Source organism: Streptomyces sp. NPDC034103 (assembly GCF_055575395.1).
Genome location: NZ_JBVISS010000018.1, coordinates 157,235 through 181,225, shown reverse-complemented (window position 1 = coordinate 181,225; position 23,991 = coordinate 157,235). Strand labels below are relative to the sequence as shown.

The window sequence follows — 23,991 nt, the reverse complement described above, 5'->3', positions numbered from 1 at the left end:
GGGGTCGCCTGAGGCGGCGGCCTCAGTTGGCGGCCCAGGGAGATCCACTGCGGCGGCGGCCTAGGGTGGCGGGATGATCAGCCGTCCCGCTGCCCGCCGCGCCCGCCCCGTCGGTGTCCTCGCCCGCCCCGTCTGCCTCGCTCTCGCCGCCGCCCTCACCCGTACCGCCGTCGGCGCCCTCCGTGCCGCGGCCCCCGGTGGCCCTGCCCGGTGGGAGCGGGAGAACTACGCCGGGCGCAGCGTCGAGCTGTACTCCGGGCCCGCCACCGCGACCGTCGCCGCGCTCGCCGCCACCCGTGTCCACCCGGCCGCCGGGCTCGCGGTGGCCGCCGCCGGTGCCTGTGGGGCGTACGACGACGTCGTCGGGGTCCGTGATCCCCGTCGGGGCTTCCGTGCGCATCTCTCCGCTCTCCGGGACGGTGAGGTCACCAGCGGGGCGGTCAAGCTGTTCGGGGTCTCCGCCACCGCGCTCGTCGCCGCGGCGTTTCTCAAGGAGCGGGTCGTCGACCGGGTGCTGGCCGGGGTCGTCATCGCCGGGGCCGCGCACTTCGTCAACCTGGTGGATGTGCGGCCGGGGCGGGCGGCCGGTTCGGTCGTCGGGCTCGGGGTGCCGGGGGTGCTGCGCGAGGGGGCCGGGGGCGAGTTGGCCGCCGCGGTCGTGGGCGCCGCCGCCGCCGTGCTGCCGGACGACCTCGGCGAGCGCGGGATGATCGGTGACACGGGGGCGCACGCGCTGGGTGCGGCCCTCGGGGTCGCCGTGGTCGTGGGCAACGGGCGGGCGGGGCTGGTCGCGCATGCCGCCGGGGTCGTCGCCGCGGCGGTGTACGGGGACAAGGTGAGCGAGATCGCCCGAGCGGTGCCGCCCGGGGCCGGAACCAGAGCCGGGACGGGAAGGAGAGCCGGGACCGGAGCCGGGGCCGGGGCTGGGGCTGGGGCTGGCGTCGGCGTCGGGCGATGACGCACCCCACCCCGAATGACCCCGTTCGCTCCCGGCACGCCCCCTTTCTCACCCGTGTGGGTGACCCGCCCCGTCTCCTCCCAGAACCCCCACACCTCCGGCGTTCCCGGAACACCCGTACGTCCTGGCATCCTTGGTCCAGACAGCAGTAAGCGTAGGAAGCGCGCGGTCCACCCCTCCGCTCGGAACCTTCTGTACGTTTCCTCGTGACCGCCCGACGCCGAACCAGGAGCCCCGGCCACGTGACCCCCGTGAGCAGCCACGCACCGCACGGCCAGGCGCCGCTGCGCACCGTTCAGGTGCTCGGCGGCGGCAATGCCCGCAGCGGCGCGCATGTGCGGTCCCTGGCCTCCGGGCTCGCCGCGAGGGGCGTACGGGTCACCGTGTGCGCCCCCGCCGAGGCCGATCGCACCTACGACTTCAGCGGGGCCGGTGCCGAACACGTGCACGTGCCGCGCAGCAGTGACCCGGGGGCCGTCGCCGCGCTGCGGGCGGCCTGCGCGGACGCCGACCTCGTGCACGCGCACGGGCTGCACGCCTCGTTCCGCGCGGTGCTGGCGCTCAGCGGCCGGCGGACGCCGCTCGTGGTCACCTGGCACGACCGGGCGCACGCCGAGGGTGCGCGCGCCCATCTGGTGCGGCTGCTCGAACGGCGGGTGGTGAAGGCCGCCTCCGTGGTCCTCGGGGCCAGTTCGGCCCTGGTCGACCGGGCACGGGCCACGGGGGCACGGGACGCGCGGCTCGCCGCCGTCGCGCTGCCGGGGGCGCGTGGCGCGGTGCGGCTGGAGGACCCCGACCGGCTGCGGCCCAAGGTGCGGGCCGAACTCGGCGCCACCGGGCGCCCGTTGCTGATGGCGGTCGGGTCCCTCGACAGCCGCCGGGGTTACGACACGCTGCTGACCGCCTCGCGCGCGTGGCGGGAGCTCGACCCCGTGCCGCTCGTCGTGATCGCGGGGGAGGGGCCGCTGCGCGCGCAGTTGCAGCACCGGATCGAGGAGGAGGGGCTGCCGGTCCGGCTCCTCGGTCGGCGCGACGACGTCACCGAGCTGCTCGCGGCCGCGGATCTCGCGCTCGTGCCGAGCAGTTGGGAGGCTCGTTCCGTCCTCGCCCAGGAGGCCCTCCACGCGCGCGTGCCGCTCGTCGCGACCGACGTCGGCGGCATGCCGGAGCTGGTGGGCGACGCGGCCGAACTCGTGCCGTACGGCGACGCGACGGCACTCGGCGAGACCGTCGTACGGCTGCTCGACGATCCCGAGCGGTGCGAGGAACTGCGCGAGCGGGGCGTACGGCAGGCGACGACCTGGCCGACCGAAGACGAGACCGTCGCCCAAGTGCTCAGCGTCTACGACGAGTTGACCCAGCCTCAGCCGCTCATCTGACCTCCGGCCAAGCCGCGCGACCTACGGTCGAGGCAGATGCCCTCGGCGGCCGACGTGTGCGCGCTCCACGGCCAAGGCGGGTGCGCCTTGCGGTCAACGGGCCAGGTGCCGACGGGCCCGCAGCACCGAGCCCTGCGGTCAACGCGCGCACGCCCTGCGGTCAGGGCAGGTGCGCCTCGCGGTCGACGCGCGCGCCGCGCGGCCGGGCCACGTGACGGCGGGCCCGCAGCGCCGAGACCCCCGGCCAACGCGCGCGCCCCGCGGCCAAGCCAGGTGCCACCCGCGGCCAACACGCGCCGCCCCGCCGCTAAGCCACGTGTCGTCGGGCCCGTAGCGCCAGGCTCAACGCCAGGACTGTTTGCGGGTCGTCGAGGTCGGTGCCCAGCAACTCGCCGATCCGGGCGAGGCGGTTGTAGAGCGTCTGGCGGTTGAGGTGGAGTTCGCGTGCGGTCTCCGCCTTGCGGCCGGCGTGTGCCAGGTAGGTCTCCAGGGTGGGCAGCAGCGGCGGCCTGGAGCGGGTGTCGTGGTCGCGGACCGGGCCGATCGCGCGGTCCACGAACGCCGCCAGGTCCGGATGGTCGCGCAACCGCCACAGCAGCAGGTCGATGTCGAGGCGCCGGGCGTCGTACCAGGGCCGGTCCGACAGCCCCTGGGCCGCCGTCGCCGTCTCCGCCGCGTGCCGCAGTCCCGCCGAAGCCGCCGCCCAGCCGCCCGCCACGCCGACCACGACCACGGGCGACTGGGCCCCCGGCCGTTGCATCCCGGCGCGCTCCACCCCGGCCCGCAGTGCCGCCGCGACCCGGTCCGCGACCGCGGCCCGCTCCGACTCCGAGCGCAGCCCCAGCAGCACCAGGACGCGGCCCTCCACCGGCCGTACGCCGAGGAGCACCGGCACCCCCACCGCGGCCAGCTCCTCCGACACCGCCCGGGCCAGCACCGCCCAGCCGCCGCCCGGGGACAGGGTGTCGCCGAGGCGCATGACCACCGGCAGCAGGGGGCTGTTGCCCGGCTTGAAGCCCAGCACGCGCGCCTGCGCGGGCGCGTCCTCCGCGGTGATCCGGCCCTCGGCGAGGTCGGTGAGGAAGTCGCCGCGGCCCCGCGCGGCCAGCTCCTCCTCCTGCCGTGCCTGCATCAGCACCACGGCGAGGATGCCCGCCGCCCGCTCGGCCGCCATGCGATGCACCGGGACCAGGGGAGCGCGCACCGGGAGCAGGACCAGGCGCGCCCGGACCGAGCCCGCGCCGGGGCCGCCGCCGGGCACGTCCACCAGGACCGAGCCGGCCGGCGGGGTGTCCTTGTGCTGGCTGCGCAGCCCCTCCCAGACCTGGAGCGGGTCGGCGCCCTCGGGGCCCGCGCCGGCGGCGTACAGCAGCTGGCCGTCGGTCGTCTCCAGGAAGACCGGGTTGTCGCTGAAGTCGGCCAGGATGCCCAGCACCTGGGGCACCCCGCCGCCGCCCAACAGGGCCTCCGTACAGCGGCGATGCACCTCCTCGGCCCGCTGCACCAGGGCGTAGTGGCCGTTGACGATCTCGGTGTGGATCTCCTCCGTCACCGTCACGAACGGCACCTCGCGGTGCAGTTGGACCAGGGGCAGCCCGGCCGCGCGGGCCGTGTCGACCAGGGCCGCCGGGAGGCGGGTGAAGCGCGGGCCGAGTTCGACGACCAGGGCCGCGATGCCCCGCTCGGCCAGGGTGCGGACGAACGCCCGCTGTTCGGCCGGACGGGTGCCGAGGCCGTAGCCCGTGGTCAGCAGCAGCTCGCCGCCCTTGAGCAGGGAGGCGATGTTGGGCACCTCGCCCGCGTGCACCCAGCGCACGGGCCGGTGCAGCCGGTCGGCGCCCGCGAGGATCTCGGGGAGGCCGCTGCGCAGGCCGGGCAGCTCCAGCGCCCGCTGAACGGTGATGCCGGCGCCCTGGCTGTCGAATGTGCTGTCCATGAGCCGGACGCTACCCGCGCGCATGCTTCCGGGACATCTCCGAGTGATTACGGGAACGATCACCCGAGCCGTGCACACGACAATGCGTCGCGCCCGCGGCCGGATTGCGCGACCGCGTGTCGCTTGTGGCGTGTGTCACCCCACCGCCACACTGACGCATCCGAAAGCGAAGCGCCGTGTGACCTTCGGATTCAGTTGTCGCACACGATGAATGGGGGCGGGAATGGCAGAGAAGCCCACACGAGAGGTACACCGGCTCAAGGCGAACTCCGTAGGCCTGGTCGGTGTGGTGTTCATGGCGGTCGCGACGGCCGCGCCGATCACCGCGATGACCGGCAACCTGCCGATCGCGGTCGGTTTCGGCAACGGCACGGGCGCGCCCGCGGGCTATCTCTTCGCGACGCTGGTCCTGACGGTGTTCTCCGTCGGATACGTCGCCATGGCCCGGCGGATCACCGCCGCCGGCGCCTTCTACGGGTACATCTCGCACGGCCTCGGCCGGATCGCGGGCATGGCCTCGGGGATGCTCGCGGTGCTGGCGTACATCGTGTTCGAGGCGTCCATCGTCGGCGTCTTCTCCTACTTCGCGAAGACCACGGTCCACGACCAGCTGGGCGTCGACCTGCCCTGGATCGTCTACGCCGCCGGCATGCTGCTGGTCACCGCGGTGCTGGCGTTCTTCGACATCAACCTGACCGCGAAGGCCCTCGGCGTGATGCTGATCGCCGAGATCGCCGTCCTCTTCGCGGTCGCCACCGCCGTACTCGTGCAGGGCGGCGGCCCCGACGGCATCCCGCTGGAGCCGGTCAACCCGAAGAACGCGTTCACCGGCACCTCCGCCGGCCTCGGCCTCTTCTTCGCCTTCTGGTCGTGGGTCGGCTTCGAGTCGACCGCGATGTACGGCGAGGAGTCCCGCGACCCCAAGCGGGTCATCCCGCGCGCGACCCTGATCTCGGTCGTCGGCGTCGGTGTCTTCTACATCTACGTCTCCTGGATGACCATCGCCGGCAACGGACTCGCGGAATCGGTGAAGGTCTCCGCCTCGGCGAACCCCCTCGACCTGTTCTTCGACCCCGCGCACTCCTTCATCGGCGCCTGGGCCGTCGACACCTTCCAGTGGCTGCTGATCACCGGCTCGTTCGCCTGCGGCATGGCCTTCCACCAGTGCGCGGCCCGCTATCTGTACGCCATCGGCCGTGAGGGCTTCCTGCACCCGGCCCTCGGCCGTACGCACGCCCGGCACGGCTCCCCGCACATCGCGTCCTTCGTGCAGTCGGTCATCGCGGTCGCGCTCGTGGCGGCCTTCTGGCTGAGTGGCCAGGACCCCTTCCTGCACCTCTACACGCTGCTCGCGATCCTCGGCACGATGGCGATCCTGATCGTGCAGACCCTGTGCTCCTTCGCCGTCATCGGCTACTTCCGCAAGAACCACCCCGAGGACCGCCACTGGTTCCGCACCTTCACCGCCCCGCTCCTCGGCGGCCTCGGCATGATCGCGGTGGTGGGCCTGCTGGTGACCAACCTGGACACCGCGGCCGGCACGGCGGCCGACTCGCTCTTCTTCCGGGCCATCCCGTGGATCGTCGGCCTGGTCTTCTTCGGCGGCCTCGGCCTCGGCTTCTACCTCAAGGCCAGGAAGCCGGAGCGTTACGCCATCATCGGCCGGATCGTCCTGGAGGACGCCGCCGAGCGCCCCGAGGAAGCCCCCGTCAAGGTCTGAGGAGCGGCCGTAGCCGCGGGGCAGACGAACGCCGGTGCGCGAGGGCCGGGCGCCCGCGCGCGCCCGGCGTACCTGCTTCACGCACCGATCGTCGTGGCCCGGATGCCGAGGGCCGTGCCCGCCCAGGCGGGCGCGGCCCCTCCGGCGCGCTCAGCCGCCGTACGCCCCCGACGCCGTCAGTCGCAGGGCGGTGTCGATGAGCGGAACGTGGCTGAAGGCCTGCGGGAAGTTGCCGACCTGGCGCTTGAGGTGCGGGTCCCACTCCTCCGCGAGCAGCCCGAGGTCGTTGCGCAGGTCCAGCAGCTTCTCGAACAGCTTGCGGGCCTCGTCCACCCGGCCGATCATCGCCAGGTCGTCCGCCATCCAGAACGAGCAGGCCAGGAAGGCTCCCTCGTCACCGGGCAGCCCGTCGACGCCCTCGCTGTCGCCCTCGGTCGGGTAGCGCAGGATGAAGCCGTCCGGCGTGGACAGCTCGCGCTGGATCGCCTCGATGGTGCCGATGACGCGCTTGTCGTCCGGCGGCAGGAAGCCCATCTGCGGGATCAGCAGCAGCGAGGCGTCCAGCTCCCGCGAGCCGTACGACTGTGTGAAGGTGTTGCGCTCCTTGTCGTAACCCTTCTCACACACGTCCCGGTGGATGTCGTCGCGCAGCTCGCGCCAGCGCTCCAGCGGGCCGTCCGCGTCCCCGGACTCGATGAGCTTGATGGTGCGGTCGACCGCGACCCAGGCCATCACCTTGGAGTGCACGAAGTGGCGGCGCGGACCGCGCACCTCCCAGATGCCCTCGTCCGGCTCGTCCCAGTGCTGCTCCAGGTAGCGGATGAGCTTCAGCTGGAGCAGGGAGGCGTAGTCGTTGCGGGCCAGACCCGTCATGTGCGCCAGGTGCAGGGCCTCGGTGACCTCGCCGTACACGTCCAGCTGGAGCTGATGCGCGGCGCCGTTGCCGACCCGGACCGGGCCGGAGTTCTCGTAGCCGGGCAGCCAGTCCAGCTCGGCCTCGCCCAGCTCCCGCTCGCCCGCGATGCCGTACATGATCTGCAGGTTCTCGGGGTCGCCCGCCACCGCGCGCAGCAGCCACTCGCGCCAGGCGCGGGCCTCCTCGCGGTAGCCGGTGCGCAGCAGCGAGGAGAGGGTGATCGCCGCGTCCCGCAGCCAGGTGTAGCGGTAGTCCCAGTTGCGGACGCCGCCGATGTCCTCGGGCAGCGAGGTGGTCGGCGCCGCGACGATGCCACCGGTCGGGGCGTACGTCAGCGCCTTCAGCGTGATCAGGGAGCGGACGACGGCCTCGCGGTACGGGCCGTGGTACGTACAGTGCTCGACCCAGTCCCGCCAGAACTCCTCGGTGAGCTCCAGCGACTGCTCGGGCTCCGGCAGCGGCGGCGGCTCCTTGTGCGAGGGCTGCCACGAGATGGTGAAGGCGATCCGGTCACCGGGGGCGACGGTGAAGTCGGAGTACGTGGTCAGCGACTTGCCGTAGGTCTCGCACTCGGTGTCGTACCAGACCGAGTCGGGGCCCGCGACGGCGACCGTGCGGCCGTCGTGCTTGTGCACCCAGGGCACGACCCGGCCGTACGAGAAACGCATCCGCAGCGCGGAGCGCATCGGGACGCGGCCCGTGACGCCCTCGACGATCCGGATCAGCTGCGGGGCGCCGTCACGTGGGGGCATGAAGTCGATGACCCGGACCGTGCCGCGCGGGGTGTCCCACTCGGACTCCAGGATCAGCGAGTCGCCGCGGTAGGTGCGCCGGGCCGCGGTGGGCGGCTGGGCGTCGGCCGCGTGCGCGGGGCCCAGTCTCCAGAAGCCGTGCTCCTCGGTGCCCAGCAGACCGGCGAAGATGGCGTGCGAGTCGAAGCGGGGCAGGCACAGCCAGTCCACCGTGCCGTCCCGGCAGACCAGGGCTGCGGTCTGCATGTCTCCGATGAGTGCGTAGTCTTCGATGCGCCCGGCCACGTGCAACTCCAGTCGAACGGCCACGTCACCCCCCGACGAGAAGGGGGCTGTCGCTCTTGCGGTCAAGGGGTCGTTGTAATGCGTCGTTGAGCGGTGAAGCAAAGCAGCCGATCGGCTGCGAGGCAAAACGACAATTGATGCTCAACGAACTGACGAGCTCTCGTTGTTCCGGTGCTTACGGGCGGGGGTGGTGCCGTGTCGCCGGTCGGGCTCGGCAGCGAATGTCCGAGCAGGATACGTCGCACGTAGATGATCTGTGTGCCGCTCCGGGCAACGCGGGTGGGCCGATCGGGTGAGCGACCGGTGAGAAACGCGAGACGCCTGCGTGAGCGTGTCGAGACGTGTGCGGAGCGTGCCCGGAAGCCATCCCGTCGAGGCGCTGATACCCTGGTAGCCCGTGGACCGGTGGTGGACAAAACCCCCGACCGCAGCGACGGCGACTCCGGAGATCTCCGGTCGTAGCGCCGCCCCGCACCCCAGATCGCGACCACGGGAGCCCCCTCTTGGCCATGCCGCCGAAATCTACGACGACCAAGCACATCTTCGTCACCGGGGGTGTCGCCTCCTCTCTCGGCAAGGGCCTGACGGCCTCCAGCCTCGGCATGCTGCTCAAGGCGCGCGGCCTGCGCGTCGTGATGCAGAAGCTCGACCCGTATCTGAACGTGGACCCGGGCACGATGAACCCCTTCCAGCACGGTGAGGTGTTCGTCACCAACGACGGAGCCGAGACCGACCTGGACATCGGACACTACGAGCGCTTCCTCGACCGTGACTTGGACGGCTCCGCCAATGTCACTACAGGCCAGATCTACTCGACGGTCATCGCCAAGGAGCGGCGCGGCGAGTACCTCGGTGACACCGTGCAGGTCATCCCGCACATCACCAACGAGATCAAGCACCGCATCCGGCGTATGGCGACCGACGAGGTCGACGTGGTCATCACGGAGGTCGGCGGCACGGTCGGCGACATCGAGTCGCTGCCGTTCCTGGAGACCGTCCGCCAGGTCCGTCACGAGGTCGGCCGTGACAACGTCTTCGTCGTCCACATCTCCCTTCTGCCGTACATCGGCCCGTCGGGAGAGCTGAAGACGAAGCCGACCCAGCACTCGGTTGCGGCCCTCAGGAACATCGGTATCCAGCCGGACGCCATCGTGCTGCGCTGCGACCGCGAGGTCCCGACCGCGATCAAGCGCAAGATCTCCCTGATGTGCGACGTCGACGAGGACGCCGTGGTCGCGTGCCCCGACGCCCGCTCGATCTACGACATCCCGAAGACCGTGCACGGCGAGGGCCTGGACGCCTACGTCGTCCGCAGGCTGGACCTGTCGTTCCGCGACGTGGACTGGACGACCTGGGACGACCTGCTGGACCGCGTCCACAACCCCGACCACGAGATCACCCTCGCCCTGGTCGGCAAGTACATCGACCTGCCCGACGCCTACCTCTCGGTCACCGAGGCACTGCGCGCGGGCGGCTTCGCCAACAAGGCCCGCGTCAAGATCAAGTGGGTCACCTCCGACGACTGCAAGACCCCGGCCGGCGCCGCCGCACAGCTCGGCGACGTCGACGGCATCTGCATCCCGGGCGGCTTCGGCGACCGTGGCGTGCTCGGCAAGGTCGGCGCGATCAAGTACGCCCGCGAGAACAAGATCCCGCTGCTCGGCCTCTGTCTGGGCCTGCAGTGCATCGTGATCGAGGCCGCGCGCAACCTGGCCGACATCCCGGACGCCAACTCCACCGAGTTCGACGCCGCCACCTCCCACCCGGTCATCTCCACCATGGCCGAGCAGCTCGACATCGTCGCCGGTGAGGGCGACATGGGCGGCACCATGCGGCTCGGCATGTACCCGGCCAAGCTGGCCGAGGGTTCGATCGTGCGCGAGGTGTACGACGGCAAGGAGTACGTCGAGGAGCGGCACCGGCACCGCTACGAGGTGAACAACGCCTACCGCGCGGAGCTGGAGAAGAACGCGGGCATCGTGTTCTCCGGCACGTCGCCCGACGGCAAGCTCGTCGAGTACGTCGAGTACCCCAGGGACGTGCACCCTTACCTGGTGGCGACCCAGGCCCACCCCGAGCTGCGCTCGCGCCCGACCAGGCCGCACCCGCTGTTCGCCGGCCTGGTGAAGGCGGCGGTCGAGCGCAAGACGTCGAAGTAGCACAACAGTTGTACGGTGGCCGGGGCGCGCCCATTCAAAAGGTGAGCGCCCCGGCTTCTTTTTGCGCACGTCGGGAAGGACACCTGCATGACGATCAAGGACACCCCCGAGGAGTGGGAGATCCGGGCGACGGAGACCCCCTTCGTGGGCAACAAGACCTCCGTCCGCACGGACGACGTGGTCATGCCCGACGGCACGGTCGTCCGCCGCGACTACCAGGTCCACCCCGGCTCGGTCGGCGTCCTCGCCCTCGACGAGGAGGGCCGGGTCCTGCTCATCAAGCAGTACCGCCACCCCGTACGCCAGAAGCTGTGGGAGATCCCGGCCGGCCTGCTCGACGTGCCCGGCGAGAACCCGTTGCACGCGGCCCAGCGCGAGCTGTACGAGGAGGCGCACGTCAAGGCCGAGGACTGGCGGGTGCTGACCGACGTCTACACCACGGCCGGCGGCTGCGACGAGGCCGTACGGATCTTCCTCGCCCGGAATCTTTCCGAGGCCGAGGGCGAGCGCTTCGAGGTCGAGCACGAGGAGACCGACCTGGAGTACGCGCGCGTGCCCCTCGACGAGCTCGTGCGCGGCGTGCTCGCCGGTGAGCTCCACAACAACTGCCTGGTCGTGGGCGTGCTGTCGCTGGTCGCCGCGCAGGCCTCCGGCGGACTGGACGCGCTGCGCCCGGCGGACGCGCCCTGGCCGGCCCGCCCCTTCGAGTCGTGACATCCCGCGCGGTGCGCTCCCGCGGCTCCTTCAAGGCGTGACGTCAGCGCGGGGCGCCGTTCGTGGCGTGACGTCCGCGCGGTGGGCGTCCCGCAGCCTGTTCGTGGCCCTGCCGGTCGCGGTGTGACCGGCGGCGCCCGCACGGCGGCGGCCGCGGATCGACGCGTCCCGCGCGGCACCGCCGAGCCGTCGGTCCTATGATCCGTTGATCCGATCGAGGGAGTCTCGAACCGTCCCCGCCGCGCTCCACCAAGAACGTTGCAGAGCGTGAACTAGGCTCTGAAACTGCCCGAACCGGAGTCCCGGCGGGCTTTGCGCGTGCGGTGGGACGGGAGTGTGGCCCGTGACGGACCAGGCGGTGGACGCAGACGGCCTCAAGCTGTCGGCCGAGGGTCATTTCCTGGGCCGGACACGGGAGTTGAAGGAGCTGCTCGCCGACATCGAGCGGGCGGGCCTGGACACCCTCGCCGGCAAGAAGGCCCCCCGCGCGCGGGTCCTGCTCATCGCCGGCCGCCCCGGCTCCGGCCGCACCGCGCTCGCCGAGGAACTCGTACGGCAGGTCGCGGAGCGTTACGACGGCGGCGTGCTGCGCGCCCGGCTCAGCGAGCCCGACGGCACCCCCGTCCCCGTCGAGCGCACCGCCCGCGAACTCCTCGCCGCCCTGGACCGACCGACCCCGGCCGGCGCCTGCGAGGACGATCTCACGCAGGCGCTGCGCGACGCCCTCGCCGACCGCAGCGCCCTGCTGCTGCTCGACGACGCGGTGAGCGCCGACCAGGTCGACGCCCTGCTCCCGGAGACCCCTGACTGCCTGGTCGTCGCCGTGTCCGACGGCCCGCTCACCGGGATCTCCGACGTCCGCCCCTGCACCCTCGGCGGCCTCGACACCAAGTCCGCCCTGGAGCTGCTGACCCGGTACACCGGCTCGGTCCGCATCACCGTCGACCCACGGGCCGCCGAGGGCCTCGTCGAGGAGTGCCAGGGCCACCCCGCCGCCCTGAAGCTGGCGGGCGGGTGGCTCGCGGCCCGCCCCACCACCGCCGTGGCCGACCTGGCCAAGAACCTGCACACGGAGAGTGACGAGGGCACCCCGCTCAGCCGGGTCTTCCGCCTCGCCCACGCCGCCCTGCCGAGCCCCGCCGCCCGGATACTGCGACTGCTCTCCCTCGCCCCGGCCGGACTGGTCGACCCGCACATCGCCTCCGCCCTCGCCGGCTGCTCGGTGGGCGGCGCCCGCACCACCCTGGACGACTTCGTCGCCCTCGGTCTGCTGCACGCGGTCGACTCCCCGCTGCCGCAGTACGAGGTACCGAGCTGTCTGCACCCGCTGCTCAAGGCCCTCGCCGAGACCCAGGACCGCCCCGGTGAGCTGCAGCTGGCCCGGGCCCGGATGCTGGAGCGGACGGTCCGGCTGCTGCAGTCCTGCCGCGCGATCACCGAGACGGACAACCCCGAGGCCCGCGAGAAGCTCCAGGACCTGCCCCGCTCCCTGCGTTTCCCCAGCCCTCGCGCCGCCGAGGAGTGGCTCCAGGCCCGCAGGCCCGCCCTGCTGGCCTCGGCCCGGCTCGCCGTCGCCGACGGGGAGCTCGACACCCTCGCCCGCCGGCTGATGTCCCAGCTGGTCCGGGCGATGGTCGCGCACTTCGGCACCCAGGCCGCCGCGCCCGACCTGTACGGCGTCCACCGGCTCGTGCTGGACGTGGCCGAGCGCCGGGAGCTGCCCCGCGAGCGGGCGGCGGCACTGCTGAACCTCGGCGACCTGGACGCGCAGACCGGTCGGACCCAGGACGCGCTGACCCGCTACCGGGCCGCGCTGGACGCCGGGCGCGAGGCGAGCGACCCGTATGCGACCGGACGCGCGATGGAATCCGTAGGCGGTGCGCATCTGGAACTCGGGGACTACGACCGGGCGGCCGACTGGTTCGGCCGAGCTCTCGCCCAACGGCTGGCCCGGGACGAGCGTGCGGACGCCGCCCGGCTGTACGGCCGGATCGCCGCGGCACACACCTACGCGGGCCGCTACGGCGAGGCGCAGCGCGGATGGCGGGCCGCGGCCGCCGGGCACCGCAAGAACGGTGATGTGGCCGCCCACGCACGGGCGTTGAGCGAGCTCGCCCGTGTCCAGGAGTACGCCGGGCGGCCCGAGGAGTCGCTGCGGACCTGCCAGGAGGCCGTCGAGTGGGCGCGGCGCGCGGAGGACGTACGGCTGCAGGCCGCGTTGCAGCTGCGGCTCGCCGACACCCTGGACCGCCTCGGCGATTCGGCCGCGGCGGGGCTGCACCGGGGGGCCGCCGAGCGGCTGCTGGCGGAGGGGCATTCGGGGGCGGAACCGGAACCGGAACAGCCCGATCCTTCGACACATGACGCTGATGCCTGCGAAATCCGTAGTACACCTGCTGAAGATTGATGCAATGAAAGGCTAGACAGCGGGAACACCTTCATTAGACTGGCTCTGCCGCACCTTCTCCTGCGGTGTCTCCCGGTGTGCTCATGCATGCCCGGGTATGTGTTGTATTGCCCTGCACATCCACTGAGCCAAGGACCGTGATCGACGTGAAGGTCGGCATCCCCCGCGAGGTCAAGAACAACGAGTTCCGGGTGGCCATCACCCCCGCCGGCGTGCACGAGCTGGTGCGCCACGGCCACCAGGTCGTCATCGAGCACAACGCCGGTGTCGGCTCGTCGATCCCGGACGCGGAGTACGTCGCCGCCGGGGCCGAGATCCTGGCCACGGCCGACGAGGTGTGGGCCTCCGCCGACCTGCTGCTCAAGGTCAAGGAGCCCATCGCCGAGGAGTACCACCGCCTCCGCAAGGACCAGACGCTCTTCACCTACCTGCACCTGGCCGCCTCCAAGGAGTGCACCGACGCGCTCATCGAGTCCGGCACCACCGCGATCGCCTACGAGACGGTCGAGCTGCCCTCCCGCGCGCTGCCGCTGCTCGCCCCGATGTCCGAGGTCGCGGGCCGGCTCGCCCCGCAGGTCGGCGCCTACCACCTGATGCGCTCGGTCGGCGGCCGAGGCGTCCTGCCCGGTGGCGTCCCCGGGACCCAGCCCGCGCGGGCCGTCGTGATCGGCGGCGGTGTCTCCGGCTGGAACGCGACCCAGATCGCCGTGGGCATGGGCTTCCACGTCACGCTGCTCGACCGCGACATCAACAAGCTCCGCGAGGCCGACAAGGTCTTCGGAACCCAGGTGCGGGCGATCATGTCCAACTCCTTCGAGCTGGAGAAGGCCGTCCTGGACGCCGACCTCGTCATCGGCGCGGTCCTCATCCCGGGCGCCAAGGCGCCGAAGCTGGTCACCAACGAGCTCGTGGCGCGGATGAAGCCCGGAAGTGTCCTTGTCGACATCGCGATCGACCAGGGCGGCTGCTTCGAGGACTCCCACCCGACCACGCACGCCGAGCCGACCTTCCAGGTCCACGACTCGGTCTTCTACTGCGTCGCCAACATGCCCGGCGCGGTGCCCAACACCTCCACCTACGCGCTCACCAACGCGACCCTGCCCTACATCGTCGAACTGGCCGACCGGGGCTGGGTGGAGGCGCTGCGCCGCGACCCCGCGCTCGCCAAGGGGCTCAACACCCATGACGGCAAGGTCGTTTACCGGGAGGTCGCGGAAGCCCACGGTCTGGAGCACGTCGAGTTGGAGACGCTGCTCGGCTGAGCCTCTGACCTCGGCAGAGAGCTAAGTCACCTTTTCGTAAAGGCGATACGTCAACAAGGCGCGTCAACCACTCACCTGCGGCCGGACCTTGCCCGACAAGGTCCGGCCGGATGTGTGTATGGTCACTTTGCGGCTCTCGGTCAACTCGCCTCGAACGTAACCCTTTGGTCGATTCGTACACCGGTGAAACCTGCTGTGCGACGGCCGTACGCCCTTGACAGCGCGATGTTTGATTGCCGACACATCCTGCCGGGTCCGGCGGATTGTGTTGCTGTGGACACCCGACACGCCATAGAGTCGCCAACCGTCGGCATGGTGCCACGCTGACCTTGTCTAGAAGTTTCCTGGTCACCAAGGAGGTAAGACGACTTGTGAATGAGTCGACATTTACTCCCGGAGGTGGTCAACCAGGAACGCCTGCACGGGCCGAGGGCCCCGCGGGGTTCGAGGCTGTCGGCTCCGTCGCGGTGCGCACCTTCGCAGCCCACCAGAGCCACCCGAATCCAGGAGTGACTCTGTCAGCACACCAGAGCATGGATGGCCATCACGTGAACGCCATGGCCGGCGACGGAAGTGGCGCGCCCCACAACCACTTCGCCGACTACGACGAACTGCCCGAGGGGCACTTCTACGACCCCGACGCCGAGTACGAGCCCGACCCCGAGTACGCGGCTACGCTCGCTCCTGACGCTGCCCGCCAGCGCCGTGAGCGCATCGGCCCGACCGGTCGCCCGCTGCCGTACTTCCCGATCCCGGGTCCGCTGACCGATCACGGACCCGCGAAGATCATCGCGATGTGCAACCAGAAGGGCGGCGTCGGCAAGACCACGTCGACCATCAACCTGGGTGCCGCGCTCGCGGAGTACGGCCGCCGTGTGCTGCTCGTGGACTTCGACCCGCAGGGCGCGCTGTCGGTGGGTCTCGGTGTCAACCCGATGGAGCTCGACCTCACCGTCTACAACCTGCTCATGGAGCGGGGCATGGCGGCCGACGAGGTCCTGCTGAAGACCGCGGTCCCCAACATGGACCTGCTGCCCAGCAATATCGACTTGTCGGCGGCGGAGGTCCAGCTGGTCTCCGAGGTCGCGCGCGAGTCGACATTGCAGCGTGCCCTGAAGCCGCTCATGGCCGACTACGACTACATCGTGATCGACTGCCAGCCCTCGCTCGGCCTCCTCACGGTCAACGCCCTGACGGCCGCGCACAAGGTGATAGTGCCTCTGGAGTGCGAGTTCTTCGCGCTGCGTGGTGTCGCCCTGCTGACGGAGACCATCGAGAAGGTCCAGGAGCGGCTCAACCCGGAGCTGGAGCTCGACGGGATCCTCGCCACGATGTACGACTCGCGCACCGTGCACAGCCGTGAGGTGCTCGCGCGTGTCGTCGAGGCGTTCGACGACCACGTCTACCACACGGTCATCGGGCGCACGGTCCGCTTCCCGGAGACCACGGTCGCCGGCGAGCCGATCACCACGTACGCCTCCAACTCCGTCGGCGCCGCCGCCTACCGCCAGCTCGCCAGGGAGGTGCTCGCCCGGTGTCACGCCGAGTGAGTCTGCCGGGGGCCGACGAACTCTTCCGTACGACAGGGGGAATGGCGCTCCAGCCGTCCACACCGCGACGGGGGGCCAACGGCGACGCCCGGGTGCCCGCCCCCGCGGGGGAGAGCGACGGGGCCGCGGCCGCGTCGCCCGAGGACGCGCCGCAGTCGGTACCCGCCCAGGGCGGCGACGGCGACGGGGCGGAGCACGTGGCCACGGAACCGGCCGAGGCCGGTGAGTCCCGCAGCCGGGGCGCCGGGGCCGAGAACTCCGGACGACGTCAGGACGCGCAGGAAGGTTCTGCCGCGCCGCGCAAGCAGCGCGGTGGCGGCCGGGCGGCCTCCCGCCGGCCCAGCGGACGTGAGCGGCACGACGAGAAGATCACCGTGTACGTCTCCGCCGAGGAGCTCATGGACCTGGAGCACGCGCGTCTGGTGCTCCGCGGCGAGCACGGGCTGGCCGTCGACCGCGGGCGGATCGTCCGCGAGGCGGTGGCCGTGGTGCTGGCCGATCTGGAGTCCCGGGGAGACGCGAGCATCCTCGTACGACGGCTGCGCGGGCGGTAGCGGTAGCCTGCGGGGGCCATGACCTCGAACGACGATCCCGCCCTCGCCTCCGGCCCGGCCGCCGGTCGCCGGCGTGTGCTGGGGCGGGGGCCGGGCCTCGGGGCTCCGGAGCCGGAGGCGTCGGTCGAGCCGGAGCAGGAGTCGGAGCAGGTTCCTGACGAAGCCCTTCCTGAAGAACCGGTTCCCGAGGAACCCGACGACGGTGTCTTCAAGGTGCGCCTGTCCAACTTCGAGGGCCCCTTCGACCTGCTCCTCCAGCTGATCTCCAAGCACAAGCTGGACGTCACCGAGGTCGCCCTGTCGAAGGTGACCGACGAGTTCATGGCGCACATCCGGGCCATGGGGCCGGACTGGGACCTCGACCAGACCACCGAGTTCCTGGTCGTCGCCGCCACCCTGCTCGACCTGAAGGCCGCCCGGCTGCTGCCCGCCGCCGAGGTCGAGGACGAGGCCGACCTCGCCCTCCTGGAAGCCCGTGACCTGCTCTTCGCGCGGTTGCTGCAGTACCGCGCGTACAAGCAGATCGCCGACATCCTCGACCGACGGCTCGACGAGGAGGCCCGGCGCTACCCCCGTACCGTCGGCCTCGAACCACACCACGCCGAGCTGCTGCCCGAGGTCGTCATCAGCATCGGCCCGGAAGGGTTCGCCAAGCTCGCCGTGAAGGCGATGCAGCCCAGGCCCAAGCCGCAGGTGTACGTCGACCACATCCACGCGCCGCTGGTCAGCGTGCAGGAACAGGCCGGGATCGTGGTCGCCCGGCTCAAGGAGCTCGGCCAGGCCAGCTTCCGGACGCTGGTGGCGGACACCGACGACACCCTCACCGTCGTGGCCCGCTTCCTGGCGCTGCTGGAGCTGTACCGGGAGAAGGCCGTCGCGCTGGACCAGGAGACCGCCCTCGGTGATCTCCTCGTGCGGTGGACCGGCGGGGAGGGCGACGCCGAGCCGATGGTGACCGACGAGTTCGACCGGCCGCCCGAGCCGCCCGAGCCGCCCGAGCCACCCGAGCCACCGAAGGAGGACAAGGCGTGAGCGAGCAGACCAGCGACGTCCCGGCCGGGCCGCGTACCGTCGCCGACCTCGATCTCAAGCCTGCCCTGGAGGCGGTCTTCATGGTCGTGGACGAGCCCGTGACCGAGGAGCACCTGGCCAAGATCCTCCAGCGGCCGGGGCGGCAGATCGCGGACGCGCTGCGTGAGCTGGCCGACGAGTACACGGTCCAGGGGCGCGGTTTCGAGCTGCGGCTGATCGCCGGTGGCTGGCGTTTCTACAGCCGCCCGGAGTTCGCGGCGGCCGTCGAGGGCTTCGTGCTCGACGGCCAGCAGGCCCGGCTCACCCAGGCGGCCCTGGAGACGCTCGCGGTCGTCGCCTACCGCCAGCCGGTGAGCCGCAGCCGGGTCTCGGCCGTACGAGGAGTCAACTGCGACGGGGTCATGCGGACCCTCCTTCAGCGCGGTCTGGTCCAGGAGACGGGCACGGAACCCGAAACAGGTGCGATCCTGTACACGACGACGAACTACTTTCTGGAGCGGATGGGCCTGCGCGGTCTGGACGAGCTCCCGGAGCTCGCGCCCTTCCTCCCGGAGGCGGAGGCGATCGAGGCCGAGACGCTGGAAGGGGTTCCGTCGTTCGATCCGGACGCTCCTGAGGCGCCGGACGCACACGACGCAGACGACCAGACGGACATTTGATGCGAAGCAGCAGCGGCAGGAACAGCAGCGGAAACAACGGCGGGAGCCGTGGTGGCAACAGCGGCGGCCGCGGCGGGAACAGCGGCGGCCGCGGTAATCACCGCGGTGCCGACAACGCCCGTGACGACAAGCAGGGCGGTCGGCCGAAGAACCCCCGCCCGGAGGAGCGGCGCTACGACGTAGGGCCGGGCGGCACCCATGAGGGCCCGAAGTCCGGGCGTGGTGCTTCCGCGCGCGGCGGTGCCAAGGGCGGCCCCAAGCAGGGCCAGGGCACCGGGCGCGGCCGTTGGGTGCCGGCGACCTCCCGTGAGTACGAGGCGCGGGCCGAGGAGCGCAACCGGGAGCGGTACGCCGGGAAGAAGGACGTGAAGCTTCCCAAGACCTTCCCGGGCGCCGAGCAGGAGGGCGAGCGTCTGCAGAAGATCCTCGCGCGCGCCGGCTACGGCTCGCGGCGGGCCTGCGAGGAGCTCATCGAGCAGGCGCGGGTCGAGGTCAACGGCGAGATCGTGCTGGAGCAGGGCAAGCGCGTCGACCCGGAGAAGGACGAGGTCAGGGTCGACGGCCTGACCGTGGCGACGCAGTCGTACCAGTTCTTCGCGCTGAACAAGCCCGCCGGTGTGGTCTCGACGATGGAGGACAACGAGGGCCGACAGTGCCTCGGCGACTACGTCACCAACCGGGAGACCCGCCTCTTCCACGTGGGCCGTCTCGACACCGAGACCGAGGGCGTCATCCTGCTCACCAACCACGGTGAGCTGGCGCACCGGCTGACCCACCCCAAGTACGGCGTGAAGAAGGTCTACCTCGCGCACATCGTGGGCCCGATCCCGCGCGACCTGGGCAAGCGGCTCAAGGACGGCATCCAGCTGGAGGACGGGTACGCGAAGGCGGACCACTTCCGGGTGGTCGAGCAGACCGGCAAGAACTACCTGGTCGAGGTCACCCTGCACGAGGGCCGCAAGCACATCGTGCGCCGGATGCTGGCGGAGGCCGGCTTCCCGGTGGACAAGCTGGTGCGGGTCGCCTTCGGCCCGATCACGCTGGGCGACCAGAAGTCGGGCTGGCTGCGGCGGCTGTCGAACACCGAGGTCGGGATGCTGATGAAGGAGGTCGACCTGTAGGTCGGCCCCTGAGACGACGGCCGGTCCCGGGCATCTTGCCGGGGCAGGCCGATTCGTTTTCGCGCTTCCCGCGGTCTCTGTTCCTGACGGAAGGAGCGGGGATGACCACGACGAGCACGAACCGCGACGAGTCGGACCGGCACCGGATGGCCGCGGGGGCGCGTCTGACGGCCCTGGAGGGCCGTGGGTGGTGTCGGCCGCCCTCGGGGCCGTGTGAGCCACCAGAGGCGTTTGAGGGGCCGCTGAGGGCCTCTGGGGCGGACGGGCCGAGCGCAAGGGTCGCCCGCCTTGAGGTGCTGTCGTGAACCCCGGGGAGCTGCTGGAGCGTTCGCTCGCCTACGCGCTGGGCAGCGTCGCCGCGGTGGGGCCCGTGGGTCCGGGCCGGGCGACGCCCTGCGCCGAGTGGGACCTCGGGGAGCTGCTCGCGCACCTCGACGACTCCCTGGACGCGTTGCACGAAGGGCTGACCGGCGGGCGGATCGGGCTGCTCCCGCGGACCGACCGGGTCCGCGGCTTCCGTACGCGCGCGTGCGCCGTGCTCGGCGCCTGGGCGGCCGGACCGGACGGGCGGGTCCTGGTCGGGGAACGGCCGCTGGACGTACGGGTGATGGGTGCGGTGGGCGCCGTGGAGATCGCCGTGCACGGCTGGGACGTGGCCCAGGCCTGCGGACGGCCACGGCCCCTTCCGGCCGCCCTCGCGGCCGAGTTGCTGCCGGTCGCGCGGTGCGTGGTGGCGGGGGAGGACCGGGGGGTGCGGTTCGGGGAACCGGTCGCGGTGGCGTCGGACGCGTCGCCCGAGGTCCTGCTACTGGCGTGGCTCGGACGCCGCGACTCCCTCGCCGATTGACAGCGCGGTCTGCTGCGCCGACGCGGCGTTCGCCCCTTCCCGGAGCTGGCCGGTGCGGGCCAGCAGACCGCGCATCGTCTGCGCGGCACGGACCGCCGCCGTGCCGCAGCAGTTGTTGAACAGGACGTGCAGCTGCTCGACCCGCCCGGCGAGGGAGCTCAACCGGGGCAGCCACTCGGCGAGTTCGTCCTCGCCGTACTCGTAGCGGAACCGGTCCTCCTTGCTCCCCGACCCCCAGGCGGTGCTGCGGCCGTGGAAGCGGACGACGGCCAGCCGTGACGAGGTCACGGGAGCGACGGGCGGGATGGAGGAGGGGAGCGTCTGGGTCATGTCGACGGCGACCGCGGTCATGTCGTACCGGGCCAGCAGCGCGCAGGTGACGTCCGCCCACTCCTTGCGCCACCAGCCGGGATGCCGGAACTCCACGGCGATCGGCCAGCCGGCGGTCCGCTCGGCGCACTCCCGCAGGAACGCCCCGGCCCGCTGTCCGGGCCGGAACCAGGGCGGGAACTGGAAGAGCACGCTGCCGAGCCGTCCGGCCGCCCGGAGCGGTTCGACGCCCTCGGTGAACCGCGCCCACACCTCGTCCAGCACCCGCGGGTCGCCGGGCTCGGGGGGCAGCCCGGCCGGCATCACGGCAGGGCGCGTGGGGTGCCCGGTGAGCAGCGAGAACGCCTTGACGTCGAAGACGAAGCCGGGGGGTGTGCGCTCGGCCCACAGACGGGCGTTGCGGGCGTCAGGCAGGGCGTAGTACGCCGAGTCGACCTCGACGACGGGGAACTGCTCGGCGTAGTGCCGTAGTCGTCCCTCGGCGTCCCGTCGCCCCGGCGGATACCAGCCGCTGCCGGTCAACGCGCGGTCGGTCCATGAACACGTGCCCACCAGGATCTCGCCCATTGGGTCCGGTTACCCGGGTTGTGCGATCCCACCCGGCGACTTTATAGTCGCAGTGACTATTAAGAGCGGGCGGCGGCAGCGGAAGGGGTGGGTGCCTGTGGACGCCTACGACAAGTACGCCCATGAGCCCTTCGCCGTCACCGTCGACCTCGCCGTCCTCACCGTCTCCGAGGGCGCCCTGTGCGTGCTGCTCGTGGAGCGCGGGCAGGAGCCGTACGCCGGACGCTGGGCGCTGCCCGGTGGGTTCGTGCGGCCGGACGAGTCCGCCGAGCGGGCCGCCCGGCGTGAACTCGCCGAGGAGACCGGGCTGTCGGACGTGTCCGGGCTGCATCTGGAGCAGCTGCGCACCTACAGTGAGCCGGACCGCGACCCCCGGATGCGGGTGGTGTCCGTCGCCTTCGCCGCGCTGGTGCCCGACCCGCCCGAGCCGCACGGCGGCAGCGACGCGGCGGACGCCCGCTGGATGCCCTGCGACCGGGCGCGGCCCCTCGCCTTCGACCACGACCGGATCCTGGCCGACGCCCGCGAACGCGTCGGCGCCAAGCTCGAGTACAGCTGCCTCGCCACCGCCTTCTGCCCCGCCGAGTTCACCCTCGGCGAGCTCCAGCAGGTCTACGAGACCGTCTGGGGCACCGCCCTCGACCGGCCCAACTTCCGCCGCAAGGTGCTCGCCACGCCGGGTTTCGTCGAACCGGTCCCGGGCGCCGCGCGGTTGACCGGCGGCCGTGGCAAACCGGCCGCGCTGTACCGCGCGGGTACCGCGACCACGCTCCATCCACCCCTGCTCCGACCGCCTCGGGAAGGACGTCCCGCATGACCGCCACGACCGTCAGGAAGCGCGCCGCCACGGGGGCCCTGCTGGGGCTCGCCCTGGGGGACGCGCTGGGCTTCCCGACCGAGTTCAACGATGTGCCGTCGATCCTCGCCAAGTGCGGGCCGTGGCGCGAGATGGAGCTGCCGAGGCCGGCGATCGTCACGGACGACACACAGATGACGCTGGCGCTGGGGCGAGGGCTGCGCACGGCCATGGACCGCGGGCTGCTCGCGCCCAAGCGGATGGAGCGTCCGGTGCGCGAGGAGTTCGTGGACTGGTACCAGTCGCCGGAGAACAACCGCGCGCCGGGCCGGACCTGTCTCGTCGCGTGCAACCTGCTGAAGACCGAAGGGCGCCTGTGGCAGGACGCCAGCCAGATCCACTCCAAGGGCTGCGGCGCCAACATGCGCGTCGCCCCGGTCGGCCTGATCCCCGGGCTCAGCGACGAACAGCGCGCCGGCGCCGCCCAGTTGCAGTCCGCGCTCACCCACGGCCACCCCACGGCGCTCGCCGCCTCCGACCTCACCGCGCATGCCGTACGGCTGCTCGCCCAGGGTGCCGAGCCGACCGGACTGGTCGGGCAGCTGCGGTCGTACGCCCTGGAGAACCGCACCCGGTACCACGAGCGCTGGCTCGGTGACCTGTGGACGCGCGGCCAGGACCCGACCGCCGAGCACTTCATCGCGCGCGGCTGGGACGAGTGCCTGGAGATCCTCGGGCGCCTTCAGCAGGCGGTCCGTACGGTCTCGCCGGAGACCGACCCGTGTCTGGCCACCGGCCAGGGCTGGATCGCCGAGGAGGCCCTGGCGACGGGGCTGTTGTGCTTCCTGCTCTTCGTCGACGAGCCGGTGACCGCCCTGCGGCGGGCCGCCTGCACCGCCGGGGACTCCGACTCGATCGCCTGTCTGGCGGGGGCGTTCGCGGGGGCGTACCACGGGGCCGACGTATGGCCCGCCGAGTGGGCGGACCGGATCGAGTACCAGAGCGAGCTGGCGACGTTCGGTGCCCTCTGGGACTAGGCCAGCCGGATCGAGTCGCCCTTCACCGTGATCTTCTTCTCGGCCAGCGGCTGGGTCGCCGGCGGGTTCTCCACCGAGCCGTCCGTGATGCTGAACCTGCTGCCGTGGCAGGTGCAGTTGATGGTGCCGCCGTCGACGTTGGCCACCGGGCACCGCTGGTGGGTGCAGATGTTGGTGAAGGCCTTGAACTCGCCTTCCTTCGGCTGGGTGACGACGACCTTCTCGTCCTTGAAGATCCTGCCGCCGCCGACCGGGATCTCGCCGGTCCTCGCCAGTTCCGTACCGGCGGAGGCCTCGACCGTGTCGGAGCCGGTGTCGCCGTCGCCCTCGTCGCCGTACTCGCCACAGCCGACGGCGAACGCCGCGGCGCCGCTCGCGAGGAGGACCGTGCGTCGCGTCGGGCCTTGAGTCGTCATGCAGTCACTCCGAAGGTGCGGAAGAACCAGAGGGCGGACGTCAGCCAGATGATCGTCAGCGCGGTGAAGACGAGCCCGCCGACGATCGGCAGCAGCCAGGCGGGGAGTCGCTCCGAGCGGAGCAGCAGCATCTTGGCACTGAACACCCCGAAGAAGAAGCAACCCAGGAGAGAGTGCCAGAAAACGCGCGTTTCGTATGTTTGGCAGCCGAGCGCGTACAGACAGTGCACCGCGACCGGCACCGACACCAGGAAAGCGGCCCGGCCGGACCAGCGGTGCAGCGCCCCTGACCAGCTCGGACCCGGCAGCTTGCCGTACATCATCAGTGCCGAGAGGAACTGGACGACCGCGAAGAGGATCGCGACCGTGGCCAGCCAGGACTTCACCGCGCCCGTGCTGCTGAAACCGGCGAGGTTGAAGGCGGTCCCCGCCGGGTCGTGCACCGTGCCGTACGCGCCGAGGGCGACCGCCACCGCGGCGGCGACCAGCGCGGGAATCAGATAGCGGGCCGGGCTCGGCGGCGGTGCGGCGGGCCGGCGGGACGGGAATCCCTGGGTGGCGGCGTTCGGTTCGACGCTCATGTCGGCTCCCTCG

20 protein-coding genes are annotated in these 23,991 nt (G+C 71.8%); 15 read left to right on the top strand and 5 right to left on the bottom strand.

Annotation, left to right across the window (positions count from 1 at the left end):
- The first annotated feature begins 73 nt into the window (after positions 1-73).
- Both ACZ56U_RS34420 and ACZ56U_RS34415 read left to right on the top strand, forming a co-directional pair.
- A complete protein-coding gene (locus ACZ56U_RS34420; protein ID WP_469087848.1) occupies positions 74-958 on the top strand; it encodes a hypothetical protein in 885 nt (294 codons plus the stop codon).
- Between the two features lie 242 nt (positions 959-1,200).
- Complete coding sequence (locus ACZ56U_RS34415) at positions 1,201-2,337, top strand: glycosyltransferase family 4 protein (protein ID WP_469087847.1); 1,137 nt, start codon at positions 1,201-1,203, stop codon at positions 2,335-2,337.
- A 307-nt stretch (positions 2,338-2,644) separates the two neighbouring features.
- Here the strand turns inward: ACZ56U_RS34415 and ACZ56U_RS34410 are convergent, their stop codons facing one another.
- Entirely contained in the window at positions 2,645-4,273 is a 1,629-nt protein-coding gene (locus tag ACZ56U_RS34410; protein ID WP_469087846.1) for a PucR family transcriptional regulator, read from the bottom strand.
- A 223-nt stretch (positions 4,274-4,496) separates the two neighbouring features.
- Here ACZ56U_RS34410 and ACZ56U_RS34405 point away from each other — a divergent pair, with 223 nt between their 5' ends.
- The gene (locus ACZ56U_RS34405) at positions 4,497-5,993 is read left to right on the top strand and encodes an APC family permease (RefSeq protein WP_469087845.1); all 1,497 of its coding nucleotides are present in this window, start codon (positions 4,497-4,499) and stop codon (positions 5,991-5,993) included.
- 150 nt (positions 5,994-6,143) lie between these two features.
- Here the strand turns inward: ACZ56U_RS34405 and ACZ56U_RS34400 are convergent, their stop codons facing one another.
- A complete protein-coding gene (locus tag ACZ56U_RS34400; protein ID WP_469087862.1) occupies positions 6,144-7,946 on the bottom strand; it encodes a glycoside hydrolase family 15 protein in 1,803 nt (600 codons plus the stop codon).
- Positions 7,947-8,455: 509 nt separating this feature from the next.
- On the opposite strand from ACZ56U_RS34400, the gene ACZ56U_RS34395 reads away from it, so the two are divergent.
- From ACZ56U_RS34395 to ACZ56U_RS34350, 10 genes are all read left to right on the top strand, one after another.
- Positions 8,456-10,105: a CTP synthase gene (locus ACZ56U_RS34395; protein WP_469087844.1), complete on the top strand. Its 1,650-nt coding sequence runs from the start codon at positions 8,456-8,458 to the stop codon at positions 10,103-10,105.
- 87 nt (positions 10,106-10,192) lie between these two features.
- The gene (locus ACZ56U_RS34390; RefSeq protein ID WP_469087843.1) at positions 10,193-10,819 is read left to right on the top strand and encodes an NUDIX domain-containing protein; all 627 of its coding nucleotides are present in this window, start codon (positions 10,193-10,195) and stop codon (positions 10,817-10,819) included.
- A 343-nt stretch (positions 10,820-11,162) separates the two neighbouring features.
- Positions 11,163-13,226: a tetratricopeptide repeat protein gene (locus ACZ56U_RS34385; protein WP_469087842.1), complete on the top strand. Its 2,064-nt coding sequence runs from the start codon at positions 11,163-11,165 to the stop codon at positions 13,224-13,226.
- Positions 13,227-13,363: 137 nt separating this feature from the next.
- On the top strand, positions 13,364-14,488 hold the full coding sequence (gene ald, locus ACZ56U_RS34380) for an alanine dehydrogenase (RefSeq protein ID WP_469087841.1): 1,125 nt from the start codon (positions 13,364-13,366) through the stop codon (positions 14,486-14,488).
- A gap of 371 nt (positions 14,489-14,859) precedes the next feature.
- On the top strand, positions 14,860-16,038 hold the full coding sequence (locus ACZ56U_RS34375; protein ID WP_391240642.1) for a ParA family protein: 1,179 nt from the start codon (positions 14,860-14,862) through the stop codon (positions 16,036-16,038).
- Complete coding sequence (locus ACZ56U_RS34370) at positions 16,023-16,592, top strand: hypothetical protein (RefSeq protein ID WP_469087840.1); 570 nt, start codon at positions 16,023-16,025, stop codon at positions 16,590-16,592. The genes ACZ56U_RS34375 and ACZ56U_RS34370 overlap by 16 nt, the downstream gene beginning before the upstream one ends.
- Positions 16,593-16,610: 18 nt before the next feature.
- Complete coding sequence (locus tag ACZ56U_RS34365; protein ID WP_469087839.1) at positions 16,611-17,624, top strand: segregation and condensation protein A; 1,014 nt, start codon at positions 16,611-16,613, stop codon at positions 17,622-17,624.
- Positions 17,621-18,283 carry an SMC-Scp complex subunit ScpB gene (gene scpB, locus ACZ56U_RS34360; RefSeq protein WP_469087838.1) on the top strand — a complete coding sequence of 221 codons (663 nt, stop codon included), beginning with the start codon at positions 17,621-17,623 and terminating at the stop codon, positions 18,281-18,283. The genes ACZ56U_RS34365 and scpB overlap by 4 nt, the downstream gene beginning before the upstream one ends.
- Entirely contained in the window at positions 18,283-19,404 is a 1,122-nt protein-coding gene (locus ACZ56U_RS34355) for a pseudouridine synthase (RefSeq protein WP_469087837.1), read from the top strand. Before scpB ends, ACZ56U_RS34355 begins: the two co-directional genes overlap by 1 nt.
- A gap of 301 nt (positions 19,405-19,705) precedes the next feature.
- Positions 19,706-20,251, top strand: coding sequence for a TIGR03086 family metal-binding protein (locus tag ACZ56U_RS34350; RefSeq protein WP_469087836.1), 546 nt, complete (start codon positions 19,706-19,708; stop codon positions 20,249-20,251).
- Here ACZ56U_RS34350 and ACZ56U_RS34345 read toward each other — a convergent pair.
- Positions 20,210-21,148, bottom strand: coding sequence for a DUF72 domain-containing protein (locus ACZ56U_RS34345; RefSeq protein ID WP_469087835.1), 939 nt, complete (start codon positions 21,146-21,148; stop codon positions 20,210-20,212). The two genes, ACZ56U_RS34350 and ACZ56U_RS34345, sit on opposite strands and share 42 nt — an antisense overlap.
- Before the next feature lie 97 nt (positions 21,149-21,245).
- On the opposite strand from ACZ56U_RS34345, the gene ACZ56U_RS34340 reads away from it, so the two are divergent.
- Both ACZ56U_RS34340 and ACZ56U_RS34335 read left to right on the top strand, forming a co-directional pair.
- Positions 21,246-21,965 (top strand): NUDIX hydrolase, encoded by a 720-nt coding sequence (locus ACZ56U_RS34340; RefSeq protein WP_469087834.1) that lies wholly within the window; start codon positions 21,246-21,248, stop codon positions 21,963-21,965.
- Positions 21,962-22,981: an ADP-ribosylglycohydrolase family protein gene (locus ACZ56U_RS34335; RefSeq protein WP_469087833.1), complete on the top strand. Its 1,020-nt coding sequence runs from the start codon at positions 21,962-21,964 to the stop codon at positions 22,979-22,981. The genes ACZ56U_RS34340 and ACZ56U_RS34335 overlap by 4 nt, the downstream gene beginning before the upstream one ends.
- Here the strand turns inward: ACZ56U_RS34335 and ACZ56U_RS34330 are convergent.
- Both ACZ56U_RS34330 and ACZ56U_RS34325 read right to left on the bottom strand, forming a co-directional pair.
- A complete protein-coding gene (locus tag ACZ56U_RS34330) occupies positions 22,978-23,397 on the bottom strand; it encodes a Rieske (2Fe-2S) protein (protein ID WP_469087832.1) in 420 nt (139 codons plus the stop codon). The genes ACZ56U_RS34335 and ACZ56U_RS34330 overlap by 4 nt on opposite strands.
- A complete protein-coding gene (locus ACZ56U_RS34325; protein ID WP_469087831.1) occupies positions 23,394-23,978 on the bottom strand; it encodes a DUF6529 family protein in 585 nt (194 codons plus the stop codon). Before ACZ56U_RS34325 ends, ACZ56U_RS34330 begins: the two co-directional genes overlap by 4 nt.
- Positions 23,979-23,991 lie beyond the last annotated feature (13 nt).